Consider the following 17,973-nt stretch of genomic DNA (forward strand, 5'->3'; position numbering starts at 1 on the left):
TCGGGGACCGTCTGGACCGGCCGTCGGGACCGGCCGGGCGGGCCACCTGTCGTCCACAGGACCTCCGCGCGGACGGCTCCTCCACAGGGCGTCGCGGGCGGACCCCGCAGCGGCTCGGGAGCGGACAGCCTGGGTGCCCAGGAGGTCCAGCGATGACGACACAGACCAACGGGGCCGGCGCTCCGACCACCGCCCACCAGGCGCTCGGTGCCTACGGGGAGCGGGTGGCGGCCGCCCACCTGACCGAGGCGGGCATGCACCTGCTCGACCGCAACTGGCGCTGCCCCGAGGGCGAGATCGACCTCGTCCTGCGCGACGGCGACGACTTGGTGGTCTGCGAGGTGAAGACCCGCGCCGGCGCCACCGGAGGCACCCCGCACGAGGCGGTGACCAGCGAGAAGCTGGGCCGGCTCGTGCGGCTGGGGGAGGCCTGGCAGGAGGCCCGGGGCGTGCGTGCCCCGGCGCTGCGGGTCGACCTGGTGGCGGTCCGGCGCCCACGCCGGGGTCCGGCCCTCGTCGAGCACGTGCGGGGGCTGGTCTGATGCCGTTCGCCACCGCTCGCACCGTCTCGTTGCACGGCGCGCTTGGGCACGTCGTGCACGTGCAGTCCGACGTCTCGCCGGGCCAGGTCGGCACCACGCTGGTCGGCCGCCCCGACCAGGCGCTCTCGGAGGCCCGCGACCGCTGCCGCATGGCGATCATCAACTCGGGCCTGCCCTGGCCGGCCACGAAGCGGATCACCGTCCTGCTGTCGCCGGCCGACCTGCGCAAGCGGGGCACCCACTACGACCTCGCCATGGCGCTGTCGGTCCTCGCCGCGAACGGGTCGCTGCGCCCGGCCGCGCTCGACGGCACGCTGTTCGTCGGCGAGCTGACCCTCGACGGTGGGCTGCGGCCGGTGGCCGGGGTGCTGCCGATGGTGCTGGCGGCCCGCGAGGCCGGCATCCACACCGTCTACGTGCCCGAGCCCCAGGCCGCGGAGGCCATGCTGGTGCCCGGCACCACCGTGCTGGGGCTGCGCTCCCTGAGGCAGGTCGTGGCCGTGCTGCTGGGGGAGGAGGTGCCCGAGGCGGCACCGGTCGCCTCCAGCGCGGGAGCGTCCGTGCTCGCCTGGCGCGGCTCGACCCGTCACGAGGAGGTCGACCTCGCCGACGTCCTCGGCATGGCCGACGCTCGCTACGCCCTCGAGGTGGCCGCGGCCGGTGGGCACCACCTGCTGCTCTCGGGGCCCAAGGGCGCAGGCAAGACGACCCTCGCCGAGCGGCTGCCCACGATCCTGCCCGACCTCACCGACGAGGAGGCGCTGGAGCTCACCGCGATCCACTCCCTCGCCGGGGCGCTGGACACCTCCGGCGGCCTGCTCCGGCGCCCGCCCTACGCCGCGCCGCACCACGACGCCAGCAAGGCCAGCATCGTGGGCGGCGGCTCGGGCCAGGTGCGCCCGGGGGAGCTGTCGAAGGCCCACGCCGGCGTGCTCCTGCTCGACGAGTTCCCGCTGTTCCGCTCCGACGTCATCGAGGCGCTGCGCGAGCCCTTGGAGAACGGGGAGATCACGGTCGCGCGCGCCGAGGAGCTGGTCACGCTCCCGGCGCGCGGGCTGGTGGTCCTGGCGTCGAACCCCTGCCCCTGCGGGGACTACCACCCGGACCCGGCGCTGGACCAGTGCTCCTGCAAGCCGGTGGCCCGGCGCGAGTACCGGGCGAAGGTGACCGGCCCGGTCAGCGACCGCATCGACATCACCCGGCACGTGCAGCCGCTCGCCCCGCACGAGCGCCGGGACCGGTTCGCGGTGGCGGAGTCCTCCGAGGCCGTCCGCGCCCGCGTGGCGGCAGCGCGGGAGCGGCAGGCCCGGCGTTACGCCGGGCTCGGCTGGCGGCTGAACGGGCACGTGCCGGGCGCCGTCCTGCGGGAGGAGTGGCCGCTGGGGCCGGAGGCGGAGGAGCGGCTGCACACGGCCGTCGCCGACGGCCGGCTCACCAGCCGCGGGGCGGTGCGGGTGCACCGCCTGGCCTGGACGGTGCACGACCTGCGCGGCGGCGAGGGCCCGCCCGGGTCCTCCGAGGTGGACGTGGCCCTGCAGCTGCGTCGGGGCGCGCCGCTGCTCGAGGCCACCCTGCGCCGCCCCGACGGCGCCGGGAGCGTGGCCGGATGAGCACGCAGTCACCCCTGCCGTTCGCCTCGCTGGACGGCGCTCGCACCGCCGTGCCCCCGCGACCGGCCGCCGCTCACCGTGCCGCTCACCGGGCCGACCCCGCCGACCCCGCGGACCTCGAGCGCGACCGTCGCGACCGGGCCGCCCTGGCCCTGCTCGCCGAGCCGGGCGACCTGCGGGTCGCCGCCGGCGTGGCCCTCGTGGGCGCGGCCGAGCTCTACCGCCAGGTGCTCGACGGCACTGCCGAGGGCGGTCTCGCCGACGATGCCCGCGTCCGGGCGGCCGCCTCCGACGCGGAACGGGCGCTGGAGCGGGCGGAGCGGACGGGCATCCGGTTCGTGGTGCCCGGCGACGCCGAGTGGCCGGCAGGCCTCGACGGCCTCGCCTGGGCGGGCTCCGCCCACCAGCGCGGCGGCGTGCCGCTGGGGCTGTGGGCGCGGGGCCCGGTGCGGCTGCACGACCTCGCCACCGGACTGGCGGTGGTGGGCGCCCGCTCGGCGACCACGTACGGGACGGACCAGGCCGCCCGGATCTCGCACGACGTCGCCCGGGCCGGCCTGCCCGTCGTCTCCGGCGCCGCGTTCGGCGTGGACATCGCCGCCCACCGCGGCGCGCTCGCGGCACCCGCGGGGCGGACCGCGGCGGTGCTCGCCTGCGGCGTGGACCGCGGCTACCCCCAGGCGCACGAGCGCTACATCGACGCCATCGCCGCCGAGCACGTCGTCGTCTCCGAGACCGCACCGGGCATGCCGCCCAGCCGCATCCGCTTCCTCTCGCGCAACCGGCTGATCGCGGCTCTCACGGACGGGACCCTGGTGGTCGAGGCCGCCCTGCGCAGCGGAGCCCTCTCCACCGCGCACTGGGCGACCCGGCTGGGGCGCCACCTCGTGGCGCTGCCCGGCCCGGTGACCTCGGAGGCCTCGCGCGGCACCCACCGGTTGCTGCGCGAGGGCGAGGCGAGCCTGGTCACCGACGGCGCCGACGTCCTGGAGGTCCTCGGCCGTGCGGGCCAGCACCTGGTCGAGCCCGAGCGCTCCCCGCAGACCCTGCGCGACAGGCTCACCGTGCGCGAGCGGCAGGTCCTGGACGCGGTGCCGTTCTCGGGTGCCGCCGAGCTGGCGCACGTGGCACGCACCGCCGGGGTCAGCACGCTCGGCGTCACCTCGGCGCTGGGGCGTCTCGTGCGCTGCGGCCTGCTCGAGCAGGACGGGGCCGGGTTCCGACTCACCGGCAAGGACGCCGATGCTCCCGACGACGGGCTCCTAGACTCCTCGGCGTGACCCAGGAGGCGGCGGACGCGGGTGGGCAGGAGGCCGCGGAGGACCTGCTCCCCGAGACGTGGATCAGGGTCCTCGGTGACTACGAGGACCACCTCCGGCTCGAGCGCGACCTGAGCCCCCACACCGTCCGGGCCTACACGGGGGACGTCTCGTCCCTGCTCGTGCACGCCCACCGGCTGGGCATCGACCGGCCGGAGGAGCTCGACCTGCGCGCCCTGCGCAGCTGGCTCGCGCTCCAGCAGACGCGCGGGGGAGCACGCACCACGGTGGCCCGCCGGGCCACCGCCGCTCGGGTCTTCACCGGGTGGCTCGCCCGCAGCGGCCGCGCCCCGGCCGACCCCGGCGCGACCCTGGCCAGCCCGCGGGCCCACCGCACCCTGCCGGCGATCTTGCGGGCCGACGAGGTCGAGTCGCTCCTGCGGGCAGCCGTCGAGGCGGCGGACGACGGCAGCGCCCTGGGCCTGCGCGACGTCTGCGCCCTGGAGCTGCTCTACGCCACGGGGGTGCGGGTCGGCGAGCTGGTCGGGCTGGACCTCGACGACGTCGACCACGACCGCAGGGTGCTGCGCGTCCTGGGCAAGGGCGGCAAGGAGCGCAGCGTCCCGTTCGGGGCCCCGGCGGCGGCCGCCCTGGACGCCTGGCTGCGCCACGGCCGCTCCTCGCTGGCCACGCCGTCCTCGGGTCCGGCGCTGCTGCTCGGCGCCCGTGGCGGTCGGCTCGACCAGCGTGCGGTGCGGACGCTGGTGCACCGCCGGGTCCAGCAGGTGCCGGGCGCACCCGACGTTGGGCCCCACGGCCTGCGGCACTCCGCCGCGACCCACCTGCTCGAGGGCGGGGCGGACCTGCGCGCCGTCCAGGAGCTGCTCGGGCACGCCTCCCTGGCGACCACGCAGGTCTACACGCACGTGAGCACCGACCGGCTGCGTCGGGCCTACCGTCAGGCGCACCCCCGCGCCTGAGCGGCCAGGGGTGGGGTGGGGGGCGCGACCCGTCAGGGCAGCCAGGGGGCGGGGCCCGGCCCGACGGGCGGGGTCCAGGCGCGCACGACGGGGGCGGGCGTGGGTGCCGCAGCGCGCGCGACGGCAGTGCTCGCGCCCGCCAGACCTGTCAGCGGCAGCAGCCGGACGGGAGCGCCGCCCAGCAGCGTGAGCGGGTCCCGGTAGACGTCGCCGCCGTCCTGCCCCTCGACCAGCCCCTCGACCGGCCCCTCGATCAGGCCCCAGTGCAGGCACGCGGCGGGCAGGCAGTGCGAGCCGAGCAGCTCGAGCGCGCCCAGGGCGTCACCTGTCGCGACGTCGTCGCCGACCCGGACGCCCGGGGTCACCGGCTCGTAGGTGGTGCGGGTGGCCCCGTGCGAGACGACCACCACGCCGCGTCCGGCGATGGGGCCGGCGTGCACGACCCGACCGGCCAGCGCCGCCCGGACGACCTGCCCGGAGGTACCGGCGAGGTCGACGCCGCGGTGCCCCGGGCCCCACGCGGAGGACGGTGCCTCGAACGCGTGCACCACCGAGGCCGGCGCCACGGGCCACACGGCCTCTCCGGCGGGGACGGCCTCGGTCGACGCGGGGACCAGGGCCAGCGCGGCGAGGGCGGAGAGAGCGGGCGTGCGGGCGCGGTGTCGTGGGAGCATGTCCTCGATGGTGGGCGTCCGTGGAGAAGGTGCGGGGACGGCTCCGACGACCTGGGGACGAGGCCGCCACCGACCCGGGCTGTGGACGCGTGCTGGCCCGTCGTCGCGCCAGGTCACGCGATTCGTGTCACGGACCCCGCTGGCGTACTCTTGACGCCGCAGCCCACCAGGGCTGACTTCGCACGCCCGCACACCGCGCACGCGCGACCCCGACCGGGGTCGTCCGGCACGGGTGCCGGACCTCGGTCCTCACCGCAGCAGCGGGGAGGTGGGACGGCACGCGGGCGTCAGGGTGCGGAGGCGCACGCCGCCGCACGACAACCAACAACGACCGGGCCCGCCCCCGCTGCGTCCTGGCCCTCGCGAGAGGGCTGAGCAAGGTCGCACTCACGCGGACGGGCCCACAGGAGAGAACATCATGGCAGTCGTGACCATGCGCCAGCTCCTCGAGAGCGGCGTCCACTTCGGGCACCAGACCCGTCGCTGGAACCCCAAGATGAAGCGCTTCATCATGACCGAGCGCAACGGCATCTACATCATCGACCTGCAGCAGTCGCTGTCCTACATCGACCGCTCGTTCGCGTTCATCAAGGAGACCGTCGCCAAGGGCGGCACCGTGATGTTCGTCGGCACGAAGAAGCAGGCCCAGGAGGCCATCGCCGAGCAGGCGACGCGCGTCGGCATGCCCTACGTCAACCAGCGTTGGCTCGGCGGCATGCTCACCAACTTCCAGACGGTGCACCAGCGCATCCAGCGCCTCAAGGAGCTCGACGAGATCGACTTCGACGACGTGGCCGGCTCCGGCCGCACGAAGAAGGAGCTCCTCCAGATGAAGCGGGAGCGGGACAAGCTCGAGAAGACCCTCGGTGGTATTCGCGAGATGTCCAAGACGCCCTCCGCCGTCTGGATCGTCGACACCAAGAAGGAGCACCTCGCCGTCGAGGAGGCTCGCAAGCTCCGGATCCCGATCATCGGCATCCTGGACACCAACTGCGACCCCGACGAGGTCGACTTCCCGATCCCGGGCAACGACGACGCCATCCGCGCCGTCGGGCTGCTGACGCGCGTCGTGGCCGACGCCGTCGCCGAGGGCCTCATCGCCCGTTCCGGTGGCAAGTCCTCCGGCACCACCGAGGAGCCCCTGGCCGAGTGGGAGCGCGAGCTCCTCTCCGGTGACGCCGACACGGCCGCCGAGACCGCCACGGAGGCCCCGGCCGGCGAGGCCGCCTCCGAGGCCACCGGCGCCTCCGCCGAGGGCGAGCAGGCGACCGAGGTCGCCGAGGACGCCAAGGCCTGAGTCGACCATCCGCCGCCCGTGGGTACGCCCGCGGGCGGCGGTGCTCGCTCCCACGTCTTCCACCCCCTCACCCACTCTCCAAAGGACGGGATCCCCAGACATGGCTAACTTCACCGCGGCCGACGTCAAGAAGCTCCGCGAGCTGACCAGCGCCGGGATGATGGACTGCAAGAAGGCGCTCACCGAGACCGACGGCGACTTCGACAAGGCCGTCGAGCTCCTCCGCGTCAAGGGTGCGGCCAAGGCCGCCGCCCGCGGCGCCGAGCGCGAGGCCTCCGCCGGCCTGGTCGCCACCTCCGGCGGCTCGCTGGTCGAGCTCAAGTGCGAGACCGACTTCGTCGCCAAGGGCGAGCCCTTCATCGAGGCCGCCCAGAAGATCGCCGACGCCGCCGCTGCTGCCCAGGCCTCCGACGCCGAGGCCCTCAAGGCCGTCGAGCTGGACGGCTCGACCGTCGGCGCCGTCGTCGAGAACCTCGCCATCACCATCGGCGAGAAGATCGAGCTCGGCCAGGTCGCCTACTTCGACGGCCCGGTCGTGGCCTACATGCACAAGCGTGCCGCCGACCTGCCGCCCGCCGTGGGCGTCCTCGTCTCCTACACCGGTGACGCCGAGGCCGCGCGCAGCGCCGCGATGCAGATCGCCGCGATGCGCCCGCAGTACCTCACCCGCGACGAGGTCCCCGGCGACATCGTCGAGAAGGAGCGCGCCATCGCCGAGGCGAAGTCGCGCGAGGAGGGCAAGCCCGAGGCTGCCATCGCGAAGATCACCGAGGGTCGCCTCGGTGGCTTCTTCAAGGAGATCGTGCTGCTCGAGCAGCCCTCGGTCACCGAGAACAAGAAGTCCGTGAAGCAGGTCCTCGACGCCGCCGGCACCGAGGTCAAGGCCTTCGCGCGCTTCGAGGTCGGCGCCTGACCCGCCGCACCCTCAGCACGCTCGCGAGCCGGCACCCCGGGGCACCCGCCCCGGAGTGCCGGCTCGCGGCGTTCATCGGCTAGGTTGGGCGATCGGGCGGCGGACCCGCCGCTGCGGTGCGCCCGTGAGCGGCAGCCGCCCGGCAGCACCACCAGCACCTCAGCAGAGCCCTCAGCAGCACCCCCGAGAACGACCTGGAGATCTTCTTGCCCGAGTACCAGCGCGTCCTGCTCAAGCTGTCCGGCGAGGTCTTCGGCGGCGGCAGCGTCGGCGTCGACCCCGACGTCGTCGCCAAGATCGCCCGGGACGTGGCCGAGGTGGCTCGCTCCGGGGTCCAGGTCGCCGTCGTCACCGGTGGCGGCAACTTCTTCCGTGGCGCGGAGCTGCAGCACCGCGGCATGGATCGCGTCCGCGCCGACTACATGGGCATGCTCGGCATCGTGATGAACTGCCTGGCCCTCCAGGACTTCCTGGAGAAGCTCGGCGTCGAGACCCGCGTCCAGACCGCGATCACGATGGGCCAGGTCGCCGAGCCCTACATCCCGCGCCGCGCCATCCGGCACATGGAGAAGGGCCGCGTCGTCATCTTCGGCGCCGGCATGGGCATGCCCTTCTTCTCCACCGACACCGTCGCCGTGCAGCGGGCCCTGGAGTCCAAGTGCGACGCCGTCTTCTTCGCCAAGTCGGGCGTGGACGGGGTCTACGACGCCGACCCGCGCAAGAACCCCGAGGCGAGGAAGTTCGACGAGATCTCCTTCGAGGAGTGCATCAGCCGCGGGCTCGAGGTCGTCGACCAGACCGCGTTCACCCTGTGCGCCGAGAACGCGCTGCCGATGGTCGTCTTCGGCATGGAGCCCGAGGGCAACATCCCCCGCGTGCTCAAGGGTGAGAAGATCGGGACGCGGGTCGTGTCCGCCTGAGCGGACGCGCCACCGGCGTCCACCACCGACGGGCCGGGCCCGTCGCCGCAGCGAGGGCCACGAGCCCGCGCCGGCACCACCAGACCAGCAGCGCGGGACGTCCGCGCGAGACCAACGTGAGCAAGGAGCACCCGTGATCGACGAGACCCTCCTCGAGGCCGAGGACAAGATGGACAAGTCCGTCGGGGCGACCCGCGAGGAGTTCGCCGCGATCCGCGCCGGCCGCGCGCACCCCTCGATGTTCAGCAAGATCGTGGTCGACTACTACGGCGCGCCCACCCCGCTCCAGCAGCTGGCCTCCTTCACCGCCCCCGAGCCGCGGGTCATCCTCATCTCCCCGTTCGACCAGGGTGCGATGAAGAACATCGAGAAGGCCATCCGCGACTCCGACCTCGGCGTGAACCCGGCGGACGACGGCAAGCTCATCCGCTGTGTCTTCCCCGAGCTCACCGAGGAGCGCCGCAAGGAGTACGTGAAGGTCGCGCGCACCAAGGCGGAGGAGGGCCGCGTGGCCGTCCGCAACACCCGCCGCTCGGCCAAGCAGGCCCTGGAGAAGCTCGACAAGGACGGCGAGGCCGGTGCCGACGAGGTGGCCGCCGCCGAGAAGCAGCTCGACGCGCTCACCAAGGGCCACGTCGACTCCATCGACGAGATGCTGAAGGCCAAGGAGGCCGAGCTGCTGGAGGTCTGAGGACCTCCCGCTGCCGCTGCTCATGAGCCAGACCCCACCCGCCTCCACCCCCGCGAAGGACCACGGCCGCGCCGGCCGCGACCTCAAGGCCGCGTTCACCTCCGCGATCGTGCTCCTGGCGGCCATCGCCGTGACGCTGCTGTTCTGGAAGGCGGCGTTCATGCTGATCGTCGCCGCCGCGGTGGTGGTGGCGGTGTGGGAGCTCGGGCAGGGCTTCTCCGTCAAGGGCATCGACCTGCCGCGCGAGCCCATCATGATCGGCGGCGTGGTGATGGTGGTCGTCGCGTTCCTGTGGGGCAGCGACGCCCTCGTCACCGCCACGGCGGTGACCGGCCTGGTGATCATGCTGTGGCTGCTGCGCCGCGGCATCGAGGGCTACGTCCAGAACGCCACGGCGGCCCTGTTCACCCTGGTCTACGTGCCGCTCCTGGGGTCGTTCGTGGCGCTGCTGCTGGCCGAGGGCGGCCGCAGCGGTGGCGGCCTGGACGACCTGGGCGTGCGGGGCATCATCGTGTTCATCCTGGTCACGATCGCCTCCGACATCGGCGGCTACACCGCCGGCGTCCTGTTCGGTCGGCACCCGATGGCGCCGGTCATCTCCCCGAAGAAGTCCTGGGAGGGCTTCGTCGGCTCGCTGGTCTTCACCATCGGCTCCGGCATCGCGCTCGTCGTCCTGCTGCTCGAGGGCGACTGGTGGGTCGGCATCCTCCTCGGCGTCATCGCCGCGGTCATGGCCACGCTCGGCGACCTGTGCGAGTCGGTGATGAAGCGGGACCTCGGCATCAAGGACATGAGCCAGGTCATCCCCGGCCACGGTGGCCTGATGGACCGGCTGGACTCCCTGCTGGCCACCATCGCGCCCATCTGGCTGCTGCTGCACCACCTCGTCTACCGCTGAGCCGCAGGGGAGCAGCCGTGGTCCTCGTCCTCGTCCGGCACGGACGTCCCCTGGTCGACCCGGCGGCGCCGGCGGCGTCCTGGGAACTCGACCCCGCGGGGTTCGACGACGTCTGGTCGCTGCGAGCGCGCGTCGCCGGCGCGGTCTCCGGTGACGCGTTCTGGGGGTGCTCGCCCGAGCGGAAGGCCGTCGAGACCGCGCAGCTGCTCACCGACGGGGACGTCGGCGTGCTGCCGTCCCTCGTGGAGCAGCGCGGCCGCACCTGGGTCGAGGACCTGCCGACCGTCGTGGCGGCGGCCCTGGCCGCCCCGGAGCAGGCCGTGCTGCCCGGCTGGGAGCCGGTCGCGGCCCTGACCGAGCGCGTCCTCGGCACCGTCGAGGCGCTGCGGGCCGAGCACCCGGGCCGCGACCTCGTCCTCGTCGGCCACGGCACGGCCTGGACGGTCCTCGAGGCAGCCCTGACGGGGCAGCCCGCCACCCTCGCGCGGTGGGGCGGCTGGGCGATGCCGGACCTGCGCGTGCTGGCTCTCTGAGCGGACCGACCGGCCCCTCCGCCCAGGGCCACAGGCCCCCGACAGCCACCCGACAGCGCGGGGCGGTGCCCGCGGGCGTCCGGGCGTGGGAGGATGACGGCATGTCCACGACCGAGGCACCGTTGCCGGAGTCGGCCCAGGCGGCACCCGCCTCGCCGGCGCACGACCCGCACGCGGGCTGGTGGCGGCGGGGGCACCCGACGTTCTCCGCCCTGGTGGGGTTCTTCACCGGGCTCGTCTTCGTCCTGCTGGTGCCGGGGGTCTACGCCGCGGTGCTCGCCGCGGTGACCGACCGGAGCACGGCCGAGTCGGCGTTCCCGTTCGTGCTCCTGGCCCTGGCGGTGCCCATCGCCCTGCTGGTGCCCCCGGTGACCCGCCGGTTCGCGCGGTACATGCTCCTCGGGATCGCCTCGACGGCCCTGGTCGTCGGCGGCGTCACCGGGCTGACGCTCTGGTACCTGTTCACGCACTGACCAGCGACGCCGGGGCTCGGCGCCGGCGCTCACAGCAGCAGCGGGGGAGTCCCCTCGCCCTCGTCCGGGACGACCCAGCCCAGCGTGCGCTCGACCGCGCGCCGCCAGCCCGCCAGCTCGCGACGTCGACGGTCCGCCGACATCTCCGGCGTCCACGAGGCGGCCCGACGCCACGTGCCCCTCAGCACGTCGAGGTCGGGCCAGAATCCGACCGCGAGCCCGGCGGCGTAGGCGGCCCCCCGGGAGACCGACTCCGCCACCAGCGGTCGGTCCACCGGTACGTCCAGCACGTCGGCGATCGTCTGCATCAGCAGGTTGTTGGCGGTCATGCCGCCGTCGACACGGAGCCGGTCGAGGGTGAGGCCCGGGCCGGTGGCCAGCGCCTCCACCACGTCGTAGGTCTGCCAGGCCGTGGCCTCGAGCACCGCCCGCGCCAGGTGCGCCTTGGTCACGTAGGACGTCAGACCGGCCACCACGCCGCGGGCGTCGGGGTCCCACAGCGGTGAGAAGAGGCCGGCGAACGCGGGGACGACGTAGCACCCGCCGTTGTCCTCGACCTGGCGGGCCAGCGTCTCGACCTCGGGGGCGGTGCGCAGGAGCCCGAGCGAGTCCCGGAACCACGACACGAGCGCGCCGGCGTAGGCGATCGAAGCCTCCACCGCGTACTGCGGCTCCTCGCCGTCCAGCTGGTGGGCCACCGTGCTGAGCAGGCCCGACTCCGTGACGCCGGCGCGCACCGGCGAGCCGCCCGTGTTGGCCAGCAGGAACGCACCGGTGCCGTAGGTGCACTTGGACTGACCCCGGTCGAAGCACGCCTGGCCGAAGAGGGCCGCCTGCTGGTCGCCGAACGCTCCCGCCAGCGGCACTCCCGGGAGCAGGGTGCGGCACGTGCCCACCACCCCGACGTTCGGGCGCACCGCCGGGAGCATCGCGGCGGGCACGCCGAAGACCTCCAGCAGCCGGGGGTCCCACTCCAGCGTCCGCTCGTCGACCAGCAGCGTGCGGTGCGCGTTCGTCACGTCGGTGACGTGCACCCCGCCGTCCCCGCCACCGGTGATGTTCCAGGCGAGCCAGGTCTCCATGGTGCCGAAGAGGACCTCGCCGGCGCGGGCGCGCCGCTCCAGGCCCGGCACGTGCTCCAGCAGCCAGTGCAGCCGCGGCGCGGAGAAGTAGCCCGCGGGCCTCAGACCGGTGATCTCCTCGACGAGGACGCCGTCGGGGCCGGCGGCTACCTGGGCCGCGACGTCGGCCGCCCGGGTGTCCTGCCAGGTGATCGCCGGGGCCACGGGGCGGCCGGTGCGCCGGTCCCACACGACCGTGGTCTCGCGCTGGTTGGCGAGGCCGAGCGCCGCGACGTCCTCGGCGCCGATGCCCGCCCGCGCCAGCGCCAGGTTGACCACGCGCTGGGTGCTCCGCCAGATCTCCAGGGCGTCGACCTCGGCCCACCCCGGGCGCGGGAAGGACTGCCGGTGCTCGCTCTGGGCGGCGGAGACGACCCGTCCGCCGTGGTCGAAGACGAGGCAGCGGGTGCTGGTGGTGCCCTGGTCGACGGCGGCGACGAAGCGCCCCGCGTGGGCGCGGACGACGGCGGGGGCGGTGCTCAACGACGCTCCCGGAGGGTCTCGGAGACACCGTCGGCGGCCGCCACGACCAGGTCGGCCAGGCCCGGTCGGGGCTCGCCCGCCGGGGTCAGCACCTCCTCGCGGGGGCCGACGACCGAGAGTGCCCCGGCCGCGACGCCGGCGCGCTGCCGGACGGGCGCGGCCAGGCCGGCGCGGCCGGGGCGCAGGGTCTCGTCGGCCACCGCCCACCCGCGACGCTGGGCGGCGCGGACGAGCTGGGCGAGCGCCGCGCGGGTGGTGGGGGTGCGGGCCGTCCACGAGGACAGCTCGATGCGGTGCCGCACGGTGCTCACGGGGGAGAAGGCCAGCAGGACGAGGCCGGCGGCCGTCGCGTGCAGGGGCAGCAGCTCACCGGTGCGCATCCGCTGCGGGGAGTTGTCGGGACGGAAGACGTGGTGCACCAGCTCCACGCTGTCCCCGGCCAGGACGCCCAGCCGGACCTCCAGACCCGTCCGCGCGGCCAGGCTGTCGGCGCCGTTCATCGCCCGCGAGCGCAGCAGGTGGGGGTCCACGGCGGTGCCCAGGTCCTCGATGCCGCTGCCCAGCCGGTACCGGCCCGTGTCGGGGTCCTGCTCGACGAAGCCCACCTCGACCAGGGTGCGCAGCAGGCCGTGCACCGTCGACTTGGCCAGGTCGGTGCCGGCCGCCAGGTCGGCGAGCGGAAGGCCCTCGGGCGCCGCTCCCAGCAGGTGCAGCACCGTGGCGCTGCGGACGACGGACTGGATGCTCACGAGACACCACCTTAATCATCGTCACAGGGGAGCGTTCGACATGGGCGGACCAACGTTCGGCGATGTCGAACGTCAGGGGTGTCCGTGTCGGACGTCACCAAGCAGTCTGTGTCAGGCGTCACGACTGCCTCCTGCGTCGGTCGTCGCGCCACCGACTGGGAAGGAACACGTTGTGAAGAACAAGCGTCAGCTCATCGGGGAGCTGAGTGCCGAGCTCGCCGGCACCGCCATCCTCATCCTCTTCGGCTGCGGGGTGGTGGCACAGGTCGTCACCAGCACCGACGGCGCGAACGGGGACCACAACTCGATCGCCTGGGCCTGGGGCCTGGGCGTCACGCTCGGCGTCTACGTCTCGGCGCGCATCTCCGGCGCCCACCTGAACCCGGCCGTCACCATCGCGCTGGCCACCTACAAGGGGTTCCCGTGGCGCAAGGTGCTGCCGTACTCGGCCGCCCAGCTCGTGGGCGCCTTCATCGCGGCGCTCATCGTCCGCTTCACCTACGCCGACCTGATCGACGCCGTCGACCCGGGCCACACCATCGCCACCCAGGGCATCTTCTCCACGCTGCCCGGCAACGGTGGCGCCGACGTCACCCTCACCACCGCGTTCTTCGACCAGGTCGTGGGCACCGCCATCCTGGTGTTCGTGATCTTCGCGCTGACCACCGCGTGGAACAACCCGCCCATGGCCAACATGGGCCCGCTCCTGGTCGGCCTGCTCGTGGTCGCGATCGGCATGGCGTGGGGCGCCAACGCCGGCTACGCCATCAACCCGGCGCGCGACCTCGGCCCGCGCCTGGCCTCGCTGATCACCGGCTACGGCGGCGCGATGCGCGACCAGAACGGCACCTTGTACTTCTGGCTCCCGATCGTCGCCCCGATCGCGGGCGGCCTCATCGGCGGCGGCCTGTTCAAGCTGCTCATCGAGCGCAACCTCACCGACCCGGACGAGCCGAGCGACGAGCTCGACGGCCCGGTCGCCGGCGAGGACGAGAGCGACCGCCGCGTCGGCGAGCCCGTCCCGGCTCGCTGAGCCCCACCGGGGGACCTGGCCAACCGGTCCCCGCGTCCACCAGAGTCGGGGCAGGCAGCCCCACCACCACCACGAACGCCAGACACACCCAGGCAGCCGGGCACCGCAGCCCGGCACGGAAGGAGCAGCTCATGACGACCTACGTCGGAGCCGTCGACCAGGGCACCACCAGCACCCGCTTCATGATCTTCGACCACGCCGGTCAGGAGGTGGCTCGCCACCAGCTCGAGCACACCCAGATCATGCCGAAGGCCGGCTGGGTCGAGCACGACCCGGTGGAGATCTGGGAGCGCACCCGCTCCGTCATCCAGACCGCGATGTCCAAGGCGGGCGTGACCGCCGCCGACCTCGCCGCCGTGGGCATCACCAACCAGCGCGAGACCACCGTGGTGTGGGACCGGAGGACCGGCCGCCCCTACTACAACGCCATCGTCTGGCAGGACACGCGCACCGACGCGATCGCCAACCGCCTGGAGCGCGAGGGCCACGGCGACCTCATCCGTGAGCGCACCGGCCTCACCCCGAGCCCGTACTTCGCCGGCGGCAAGATCAAGTGGCTGCTCGAGAACGTGGACGGCCTGCGCGCGGCCGCCGAGGCCGGCGACGCCATCTTCGGCACCACCGACTCCTGGCTGATCTGGAACCTGACCGGCGGCACCGCCGGCGGCTCCCACATCACCGATGTCACCAACGCCAGCCGCACCATGCTGATGGACCTGGAGACCTGCGAGTGGGACACCGAGCTGCTGGAGGTCTTCGACATCCCGCGCTCGATGCTCCCGGAGATCAAGTCCTCCTCCGAGCCCGAGGGCTACGGCACGACCGACCCGCAGGGCCCCTTCGGCGGCGACGTCGCGCTCACCGGCATCCTCGGTGACCAGCAGGCCGCCACCGTGGGCCAGGTCTGCTTCGCCCCGGGCGAGGCCAAGAACACCTACGGCACCGGCAACTTCATGCTGCTCAACACCGGCACCGAGCCCGTGCGCTCGAAGTCGGGCCTGCTCACCACGGTGGCCTACCGGTTCGGCGACGAGAAGCCGGTCTACGCCCTCGAGGGCTCGATCGCCGTCACCGGCTCGGCCGTGCAGTGGCTGCGCGACCAGCTGGGGATCATCTCCGGCGCCTCCCAGTCCGAGGCCCTGGCCCGCCAGGTCGAGGACAACGGCGGCGTCTACTTCGTCCCCGCCTTCTCCGGCTTGTTCGCCCCGTACTGGCGCTCCGACGCCCGCGGCGCGATCGTCGGCCTCTCGCGCTACAACACCAACGCCCACGTGGCGCGCGCGACGCTGGAGGCGATCTGCTACCAGTCCCGCGACGTCGCGGAGGCGATGGAGGCCGACTCCGGCGTCAAGCTCGAGGTGCTCAAGGTCGACGGCGGCGTGACCGCCAACGAGCTGTGCATGCAGATCCAGGCCGACGTCCTGGGCGTCGAGGTCAGCCGCCCGGTCGTCGCCGAGACCACCTGCCTGGGTGCCGCCTACGCCGCCGGCCTGGCCGTCGGCTTCTGGAAGGACACCGACGAGCTGCGCCAGAACTGGGCCGAGGCCAAGCGCTGGAGCCCCGAGTGGGACGAGGAGCAGCGCAGCAGCGGCTACACCAAGTGGAAGAAGGCCGTCGAGCGGACCCTGGACTGGGTCGACATCGAGGACTGAGGCCGTGCCCCGGCGTCCCACCCGGGACTCCGGGGCACAGCCGTCTCCACTCCCGGAGAGCCCGACGGCAGCAGCTCCACAGCAGCACCACGGGGTCGGTGTCGCCGACCTCACCCTCCCTCCACCGGATCGTCACCCCTGCGAGCGACCCGGACGCAGCACCTGCGAGAAAGACTTCAACCCATGCGATCGGTAGCACTGTCCCCCGAGTTCCGAGCCGAGTCCCTGCGCCGCATGGCCGAGGACGAGCTCGACATCCTCGTCATCGGCGGCGGCGTCGTCGGCACCGGCTCCGCGCTCGACGCGGCCACCCGCGGCCTGCGCGTCGGCCTCGTCGAGGCCCGCGACTTCGCCTCCGGCACCTCCAGCCGCTCCTCCAAGCTCATCCACGGCGGCCTGCGCTACCTGGAGATGCTCGACTTCCGCCTCGTCGCCGAGGCGCTGAAGGAGCGCGGCCTGCTCCTGCAGAAGCTCGCGCCCCACCTCGTCCACCCGGTGCCCTTCCTGTACCCGCTCAAGGGCAAGGGCTGGGAGCGGCTCTACGCCGGCACCGGCGTGATGATGTACGACGTCATGGCGCGCGCCGCCGGCAAGACCGGCGTCCCCATGCACAAGCACCTGACCCGTCGCGGGGCGATGAAGAAGGTGCCGTCGCTGAAGAAGGACGCCCTCGTCGGCGCGCTGCAGTACTACGACGCCCAGGTCGACGACGCCCGGCACACGATGTTCCTGGCCCGCACCGCCGCCGCCTACGGCGCGGACGTGGCCAGCCGCGCCCGCGTCACCGAGCTGGTCCGCGAGGGCGAGCGCGTCACCGGTGCCGTCATCCACGACCTGGAGTCCGGCGAGAAGATCACCGTCCGCGCCAAGCAGGTCCTCAACGCCACCGGCGTGTGGACCGACGAGACCCAGAGCCTGGGCGGCGCCCGCGGGCAGTTCCACGTGCGGGCCTCCAAGGGCGTGCATCTGGTCGTGCCGAAGGACCGCATCCGCGCCGAGGTCGGGATGATCCTGCGCACCGAGAAGTCCGTGCTCTTCGTCATCCCGTGGGGCCGGCACTGGATCATCGGCACCACCGACACCGACTGGAGCCTGGACAAGTCGCACCCGGCCGCCTCCGAGGCCGACATCGACTACCTGCTCGACCACGTCAACGAGGTGCTCGAGACCCCGCTGACCCGCGAGGACGTCGAGGGCGTCTACGCCGGTCTGCGGCCGCTCCTGCAGGGCGAGTCCGAGGCCACGTCCAAGCTCTCGCGCGAGCACGCGGTGGGTCACCCGGCCCCCGGCCTGGTCGTCGTCGCCGGCGGCAAGTACACGACCTACCGCGTCATGGCGAAGGACGCCGTCGACGAGGTCGTGTTCGGCCTGGCCGACCACTTCGACCGCAGCGTGCCGGCGTCGGCCACCGAGGACGTGCCGCTGCTGGGCGCCGAGGGCTACCAGGCCCTGTGGAACTCCCGGCACGTGCTGGCCCGTCGGCACGGGCTGCACGAGGTGTGGATCGAGCACCTGCTCAAGCGCTACGGCTCGCTCGTGCACGAGCTGCTCGCGCTGGTCGACGCCGACCCCGACCTGGGTCAGCCGCTGGCCGGTGCGCAGGACTACCTGCGCGCCGAGGTCGTCTACGCCGCCAGCCACGAGGGTGCCCGGCACCTGGACGACGTGCTGACGCGTCGCACCCGGATCTCGGTCGAGACCTTCGACCGTGGCACCGGCGTGGCCGAGGAGGCCGCCGAGCTGGTCGCCCCGGTGCTCGGCTGGAGCAAGGAGCAGACCGCGCTCGAGATCGACCACTACAACAAGCGGGTCGCCGCCGAGCGCGAGAGCCAGACCATGCCCGACGACGCGACCGCCGACGCCGCCCGCCTCGGCGCCGCCGACGTCGTCCCGCTGGCCTGATCCTCTGCTGATCCGGGCCTGATCCCGGCCTGATCCGGGCCTGATCCGGGCCTGATCCGGGCCTGATCCGGGTCTGACCGTCCGATAGTGCGCGACGTTCCGCACCGACACCCCGGCTTGGGTTCATGCGGTGGTCGCAACACCTAGCCCTGGAGGGGTGTATGGGTGTCGGAGGCCGGCCGCGGGTACGGCGGAGCGTCGAGAGAGCTTTCTGGGAGCTGGTTCCTGAGCATCGGTCCTGGC

17 protein-coding genes are annotated in these 17,973 nt (G+C 73.6%); 14 read left to right on the plus strand and 3 right to left on the minus strand.

The genetic code is table 11. The features are described from left to right. Window positions 1–152: 152 nt before the first annotated feature. From M8316_RS14595 to M8316_RS14610, 4 genes are read left to right on the plus strand one after another with little or no spacing between them, the layout of a single operon-like run. Window positions 153–542: a YraN family protein gene (locus tag M8316_RS14595; protein WP_250055697.1), complete on the plus strand. Its 390-nt coding sequence runs from the start codon at window positions 153–155 to the stop codon at window positions 540–542. Continuing rightward, window positions 542–2,152, plus strand: a complete 1,611-nt coding sequence (locus M8316_RS14600; protein WP_250055699.1) for a YifB family Mg chelatase-like AAA ATPase — start codon at window positions 542–544, stop codon at window positions 2,150–2,152. The genes M8316_RS14595 and M8316_RS14600 overlap by 1 nt, the downstream gene beginning before the upstream one ends. After that, complete coding sequence (gene dprA / locus M8316_RS14605; protein WP_250055701.1) at window positions 2,149–3,432, plus strand: DNA-processing protein DprA; 1,284 nt, start codon at window positions 2,149–2,151, stop codon at window positions 3,430–3,432. The genes M8316_RS14600 and dprA overlap by 4 nt, the downstream gene beginning before the upstream one ends. Continuing rightward, window positions 3,429–4,391 (plus strand): tyrosine recombinase XerC, encoded by a 963-nt coding sequence (locus M8316_RS14610; RefSeq protein WP_250055703.1) that lies wholly within the window; start codon window positions 3,429–3,431, stop codon window positions 4,389–4,391. The genes dprA and M8316_RS14610 overlap by 4 nt, the downstream gene beginning before the upstream one ends. A 32-nt stretch (window positions 4,392–4,423) precedes the next feature. On the opposite strand, the gene M8316_RS14615 is transcribed toward M8316_RS14610, so the two are convergent. After that, on the minus strand, window positions 4,424–5,065 hold the full coding sequence (locus tag M8316_RS14615) for a M23 family metallopeptidase (RefSeq protein ID WP_250055705.1): 642 nt from the start codon (window positions 5,063–5,065) through the stop codon (window positions 4,424–4,426). 418 nt (window positions 5,066–5,483) lie between these two features. Here M8316_RS14615 and rpsB point away from each other — a divergent pair, with 418 nt between their 5' ends. From rpsB to M8316_RS14650, 7 genes are all read left to right on the plus strand, one after another. Next, window positions 5,484–6,362 carry a 30S ribosomal protein S2 gene (gene rpsB, locus M8316_RS14620; protein ID WP_250055707.1) on the plus strand — a complete coding sequence of 293 codons (879 nt, stop codon included), beginning with the start codon at window positions 5,484–5,486 and terminating at the stop codon, window positions 6,360–6,362. 100 nt (window positions 6,363–6,462) lie between these two features. Next, on the plus strand, window positions 6,463–7,275 hold the full coding sequence (tsf, locus tag M8316_RS14625; protein ID WP_250055709.1) for a translation elongation factor Ts: 813 nt from the start codon (window positions 6,463–6,465) through the stop codon (window positions 7,273–7,275). 206 nt (window positions 7,276–7,481) lie between these two features. After that, a complete protein-coding gene (pyrH, locus tag M8316_RS14630; protein WP_250055711.1) occupies window positions 7,482–8,195 on the plus strand; it encodes a UMP kinase in 714 nt (237 codons plus the stop codon). A gap of 136 nt (window positions 8,196–8,331) precedes the next feature. Then, complete coding sequence (gene frr / locus M8316_RS14635; protein WP_250055738.1) at window positions 8,332–8,886, plus strand: ribosome recycling factor; 555 nt, start codon at window positions 8,332–8,334, stop codon at window positions 8,884–8,886. A 22-nt stretch (window positions 8,887–8,908) separates the two neighbouring features. After that, a complete protein-coding gene (locus M8316_RS14640; RefSeq protein ID WP_250055712.1) occupies window positions 8,909–9,784 on the plus strand; it encodes a phosphatidate cytidylyltransferase in 876 nt (291 codons plus the stop codon). Between the two features lie 17 nt (window positions 9,785–9,801). After that, window positions 9,802–10,317 (plus strand): histidine phosphatase family protein, encoded by a 516-nt coding sequence (locus tag M8316_RS14645; RefSeq protein ID WP_250055713.1) that lies wholly within the window; start codon window positions 9,802–9,804, stop codon window positions 10,315–10,317. A gap of 101 nt (window positions 10,318–10,418) precedes the next feature. Next, complete coding sequence (locus M8316_RS14650; protein WP_250055714.1) at window positions 10,419–10,790, plus strand: hypothetical protein; 372 nt, start codon at window positions 10,419–10,421, stop codon at window positions 10,788–10,790. A gap of 29 nt (window positions 10,791–10,819) precedes the next feature. Here M8316_RS14650 and glpK (M8316_RS14655) read toward each other — a convergent pair whose 3' ends face one another. Together glpK (M8316_RS14655) and M8316_RS21185 are read right to left on the minus strand one after the other, a co-directional pair. Beyond that, complete coding sequence (gene glpK, locus M8316_RS14655; protein WP_250055715.1) at window positions 10,820–12,394, minus strand: glycerol kinase GlpK; 1,575 nt, start codon at window positions 12,392–12,394, stop codon at window positions 10,820–10,822. Beyond that, window positions 12,391–13,143, minus strand: a complete 753-nt coding sequence (locus M8316_RS21185; RefSeq protein ID WP_250055716.1) for an IclR family transcriptional regulator — start codon at window positions 13,141–13,143, stop codon at window positions 12,391–12,393. The genes glpK (M8316_RS14655) and M8316_RS21185 overlap by 4 nt, the downstream gene beginning before the upstream one ends. Before the next feature lie 172 nt (window positions 13,144–13,315). Here M8316_RS21185 and M8316_RS14665 point away from each other — a divergent pair, with 172 nt between their 5' ends. The 3 genes from M8316_RS14665 (at window position 13,316) to M8316_RS14675 (ending at window position 17,730) form a co-directional block, all read left to right on the plus strand. After that, window positions 13,316–14,176 carry an MIP/aquaporin family protein gene (locus tag M8316_RS14665; RefSeq protein WP_250055717.1) on the plus strand — a complete coding sequence of 287 codons (861 nt, stop codon included), beginning with the start codon at window positions 13,316–13,318 and terminating at the stop codon, window positions 14,174–14,176. Window positions 14,177–14,307: 131 nt separating this feature from the next. Next, window positions 14,308–15,828 (plus strand): glycerol kinase GlpK, encoded by a 1,521-nt coding sequence (gene glpK / locus M8316_RS14670; RefSeq protein ID WP_250055718.1) that lies wholly within the window; start codon window positions 14,308–14,310, stop codon window positions 15,826–15,828. Window positions 15,829–16,011: 183 nt separating this feature from the next. Next, a complete protein-coding gene (locus M8316_RS14675; protein WP_250055720.1) occupies window positions 16,012–17,730 on the plus strand; it encodes a glycerol-3-phosphate dehydrogenase/oxidase in 1,719 nt (572 codons plus the stop codon). Window positions 17,731–17,973 lie beyond the last annotated feature (243 nt).

This window comes from Nocardioides bruguierae, assembly GCF_023554635.1.
GTDB classification, from domain to species: Bacteria; Actinomycetota; Actinomycetes; order Propionibacteriales; family Nocardioidaceae; genus Nocardioides; species Nocardioides bruguierae.

Excerpts from the sequence above, each read along its gene's own strand:
- M8316_RS14595 (WP_250055697.1), top strand. The coding sequence starts at position 153 with ATGACGACACAGACCAACGGGGCCGGCGCTCCGACCACCGCCCACCAG.
- M8316_RS14600 (WP_250055699.1), top strand. The coding sequence starts at position 542 with ATGCCGTTCGCCACCGCTCGCACCGTCTCGTTGCACGGCGCGCTTGGG.
- dprA (WP_250055701.1), top strand. The coding sequence starts at position 2,149 with ATGAGCACGCAGTCACCCCTGCCGTTCGCCTCGCTGGACGGCGCTCGC.
- M8316_RS14615 (WP_250055705.1), bottom strand. The coding sequence starts at position 5,065 with ATGCTCCCACGACACCGCGCCCGCACGCCCGCTCTCTCCGCCCTCGCC.
- rpsB (WP_250055707.1), top strand. The coding sequence starts at position 5,484 with ATGGCAGTCGTGACCATGCGCCAGCTCCTCGAGAGCGGCGTCCACTTC.
- tsf (WP_250055709.1), top strand. The coding sequence starts at position 6,463 with ATGGCTAACTTCACCGCGGCCGACGTCAAGAAGCTCCGCGAGCTGACC.
- M8316_RS14640 (WP_250055712.1), top strand. The coding sequence starts at position 8,909 with ATGAGCCAGACCCCACCCGCCTCCACCCCCGCGAAGGACCACGGCCGC.
- M8316_RS14650 (WP_250055714.1), top strand. The coding sequence starts at position 10,419 with ATGTCCACGACCGAGGCACCGTTGCCGGAGTCGGCCCAGGCGGCACCC.
- glpK (WP_250055718.1), top strand. The coding sequence starts at position 14,308 with ATGACGACCTACGTCGGAGCCGTCGACCAGGGCACCACCAGCACCCGC.
- M8316_RS14675 (WP_250055720.1), top strand. The coding sequence starts at position 16,012 with ATGCGATCGGTAGCACTGTCCCCCGAGTTCCGAGCCGAGTCCCTGCGC.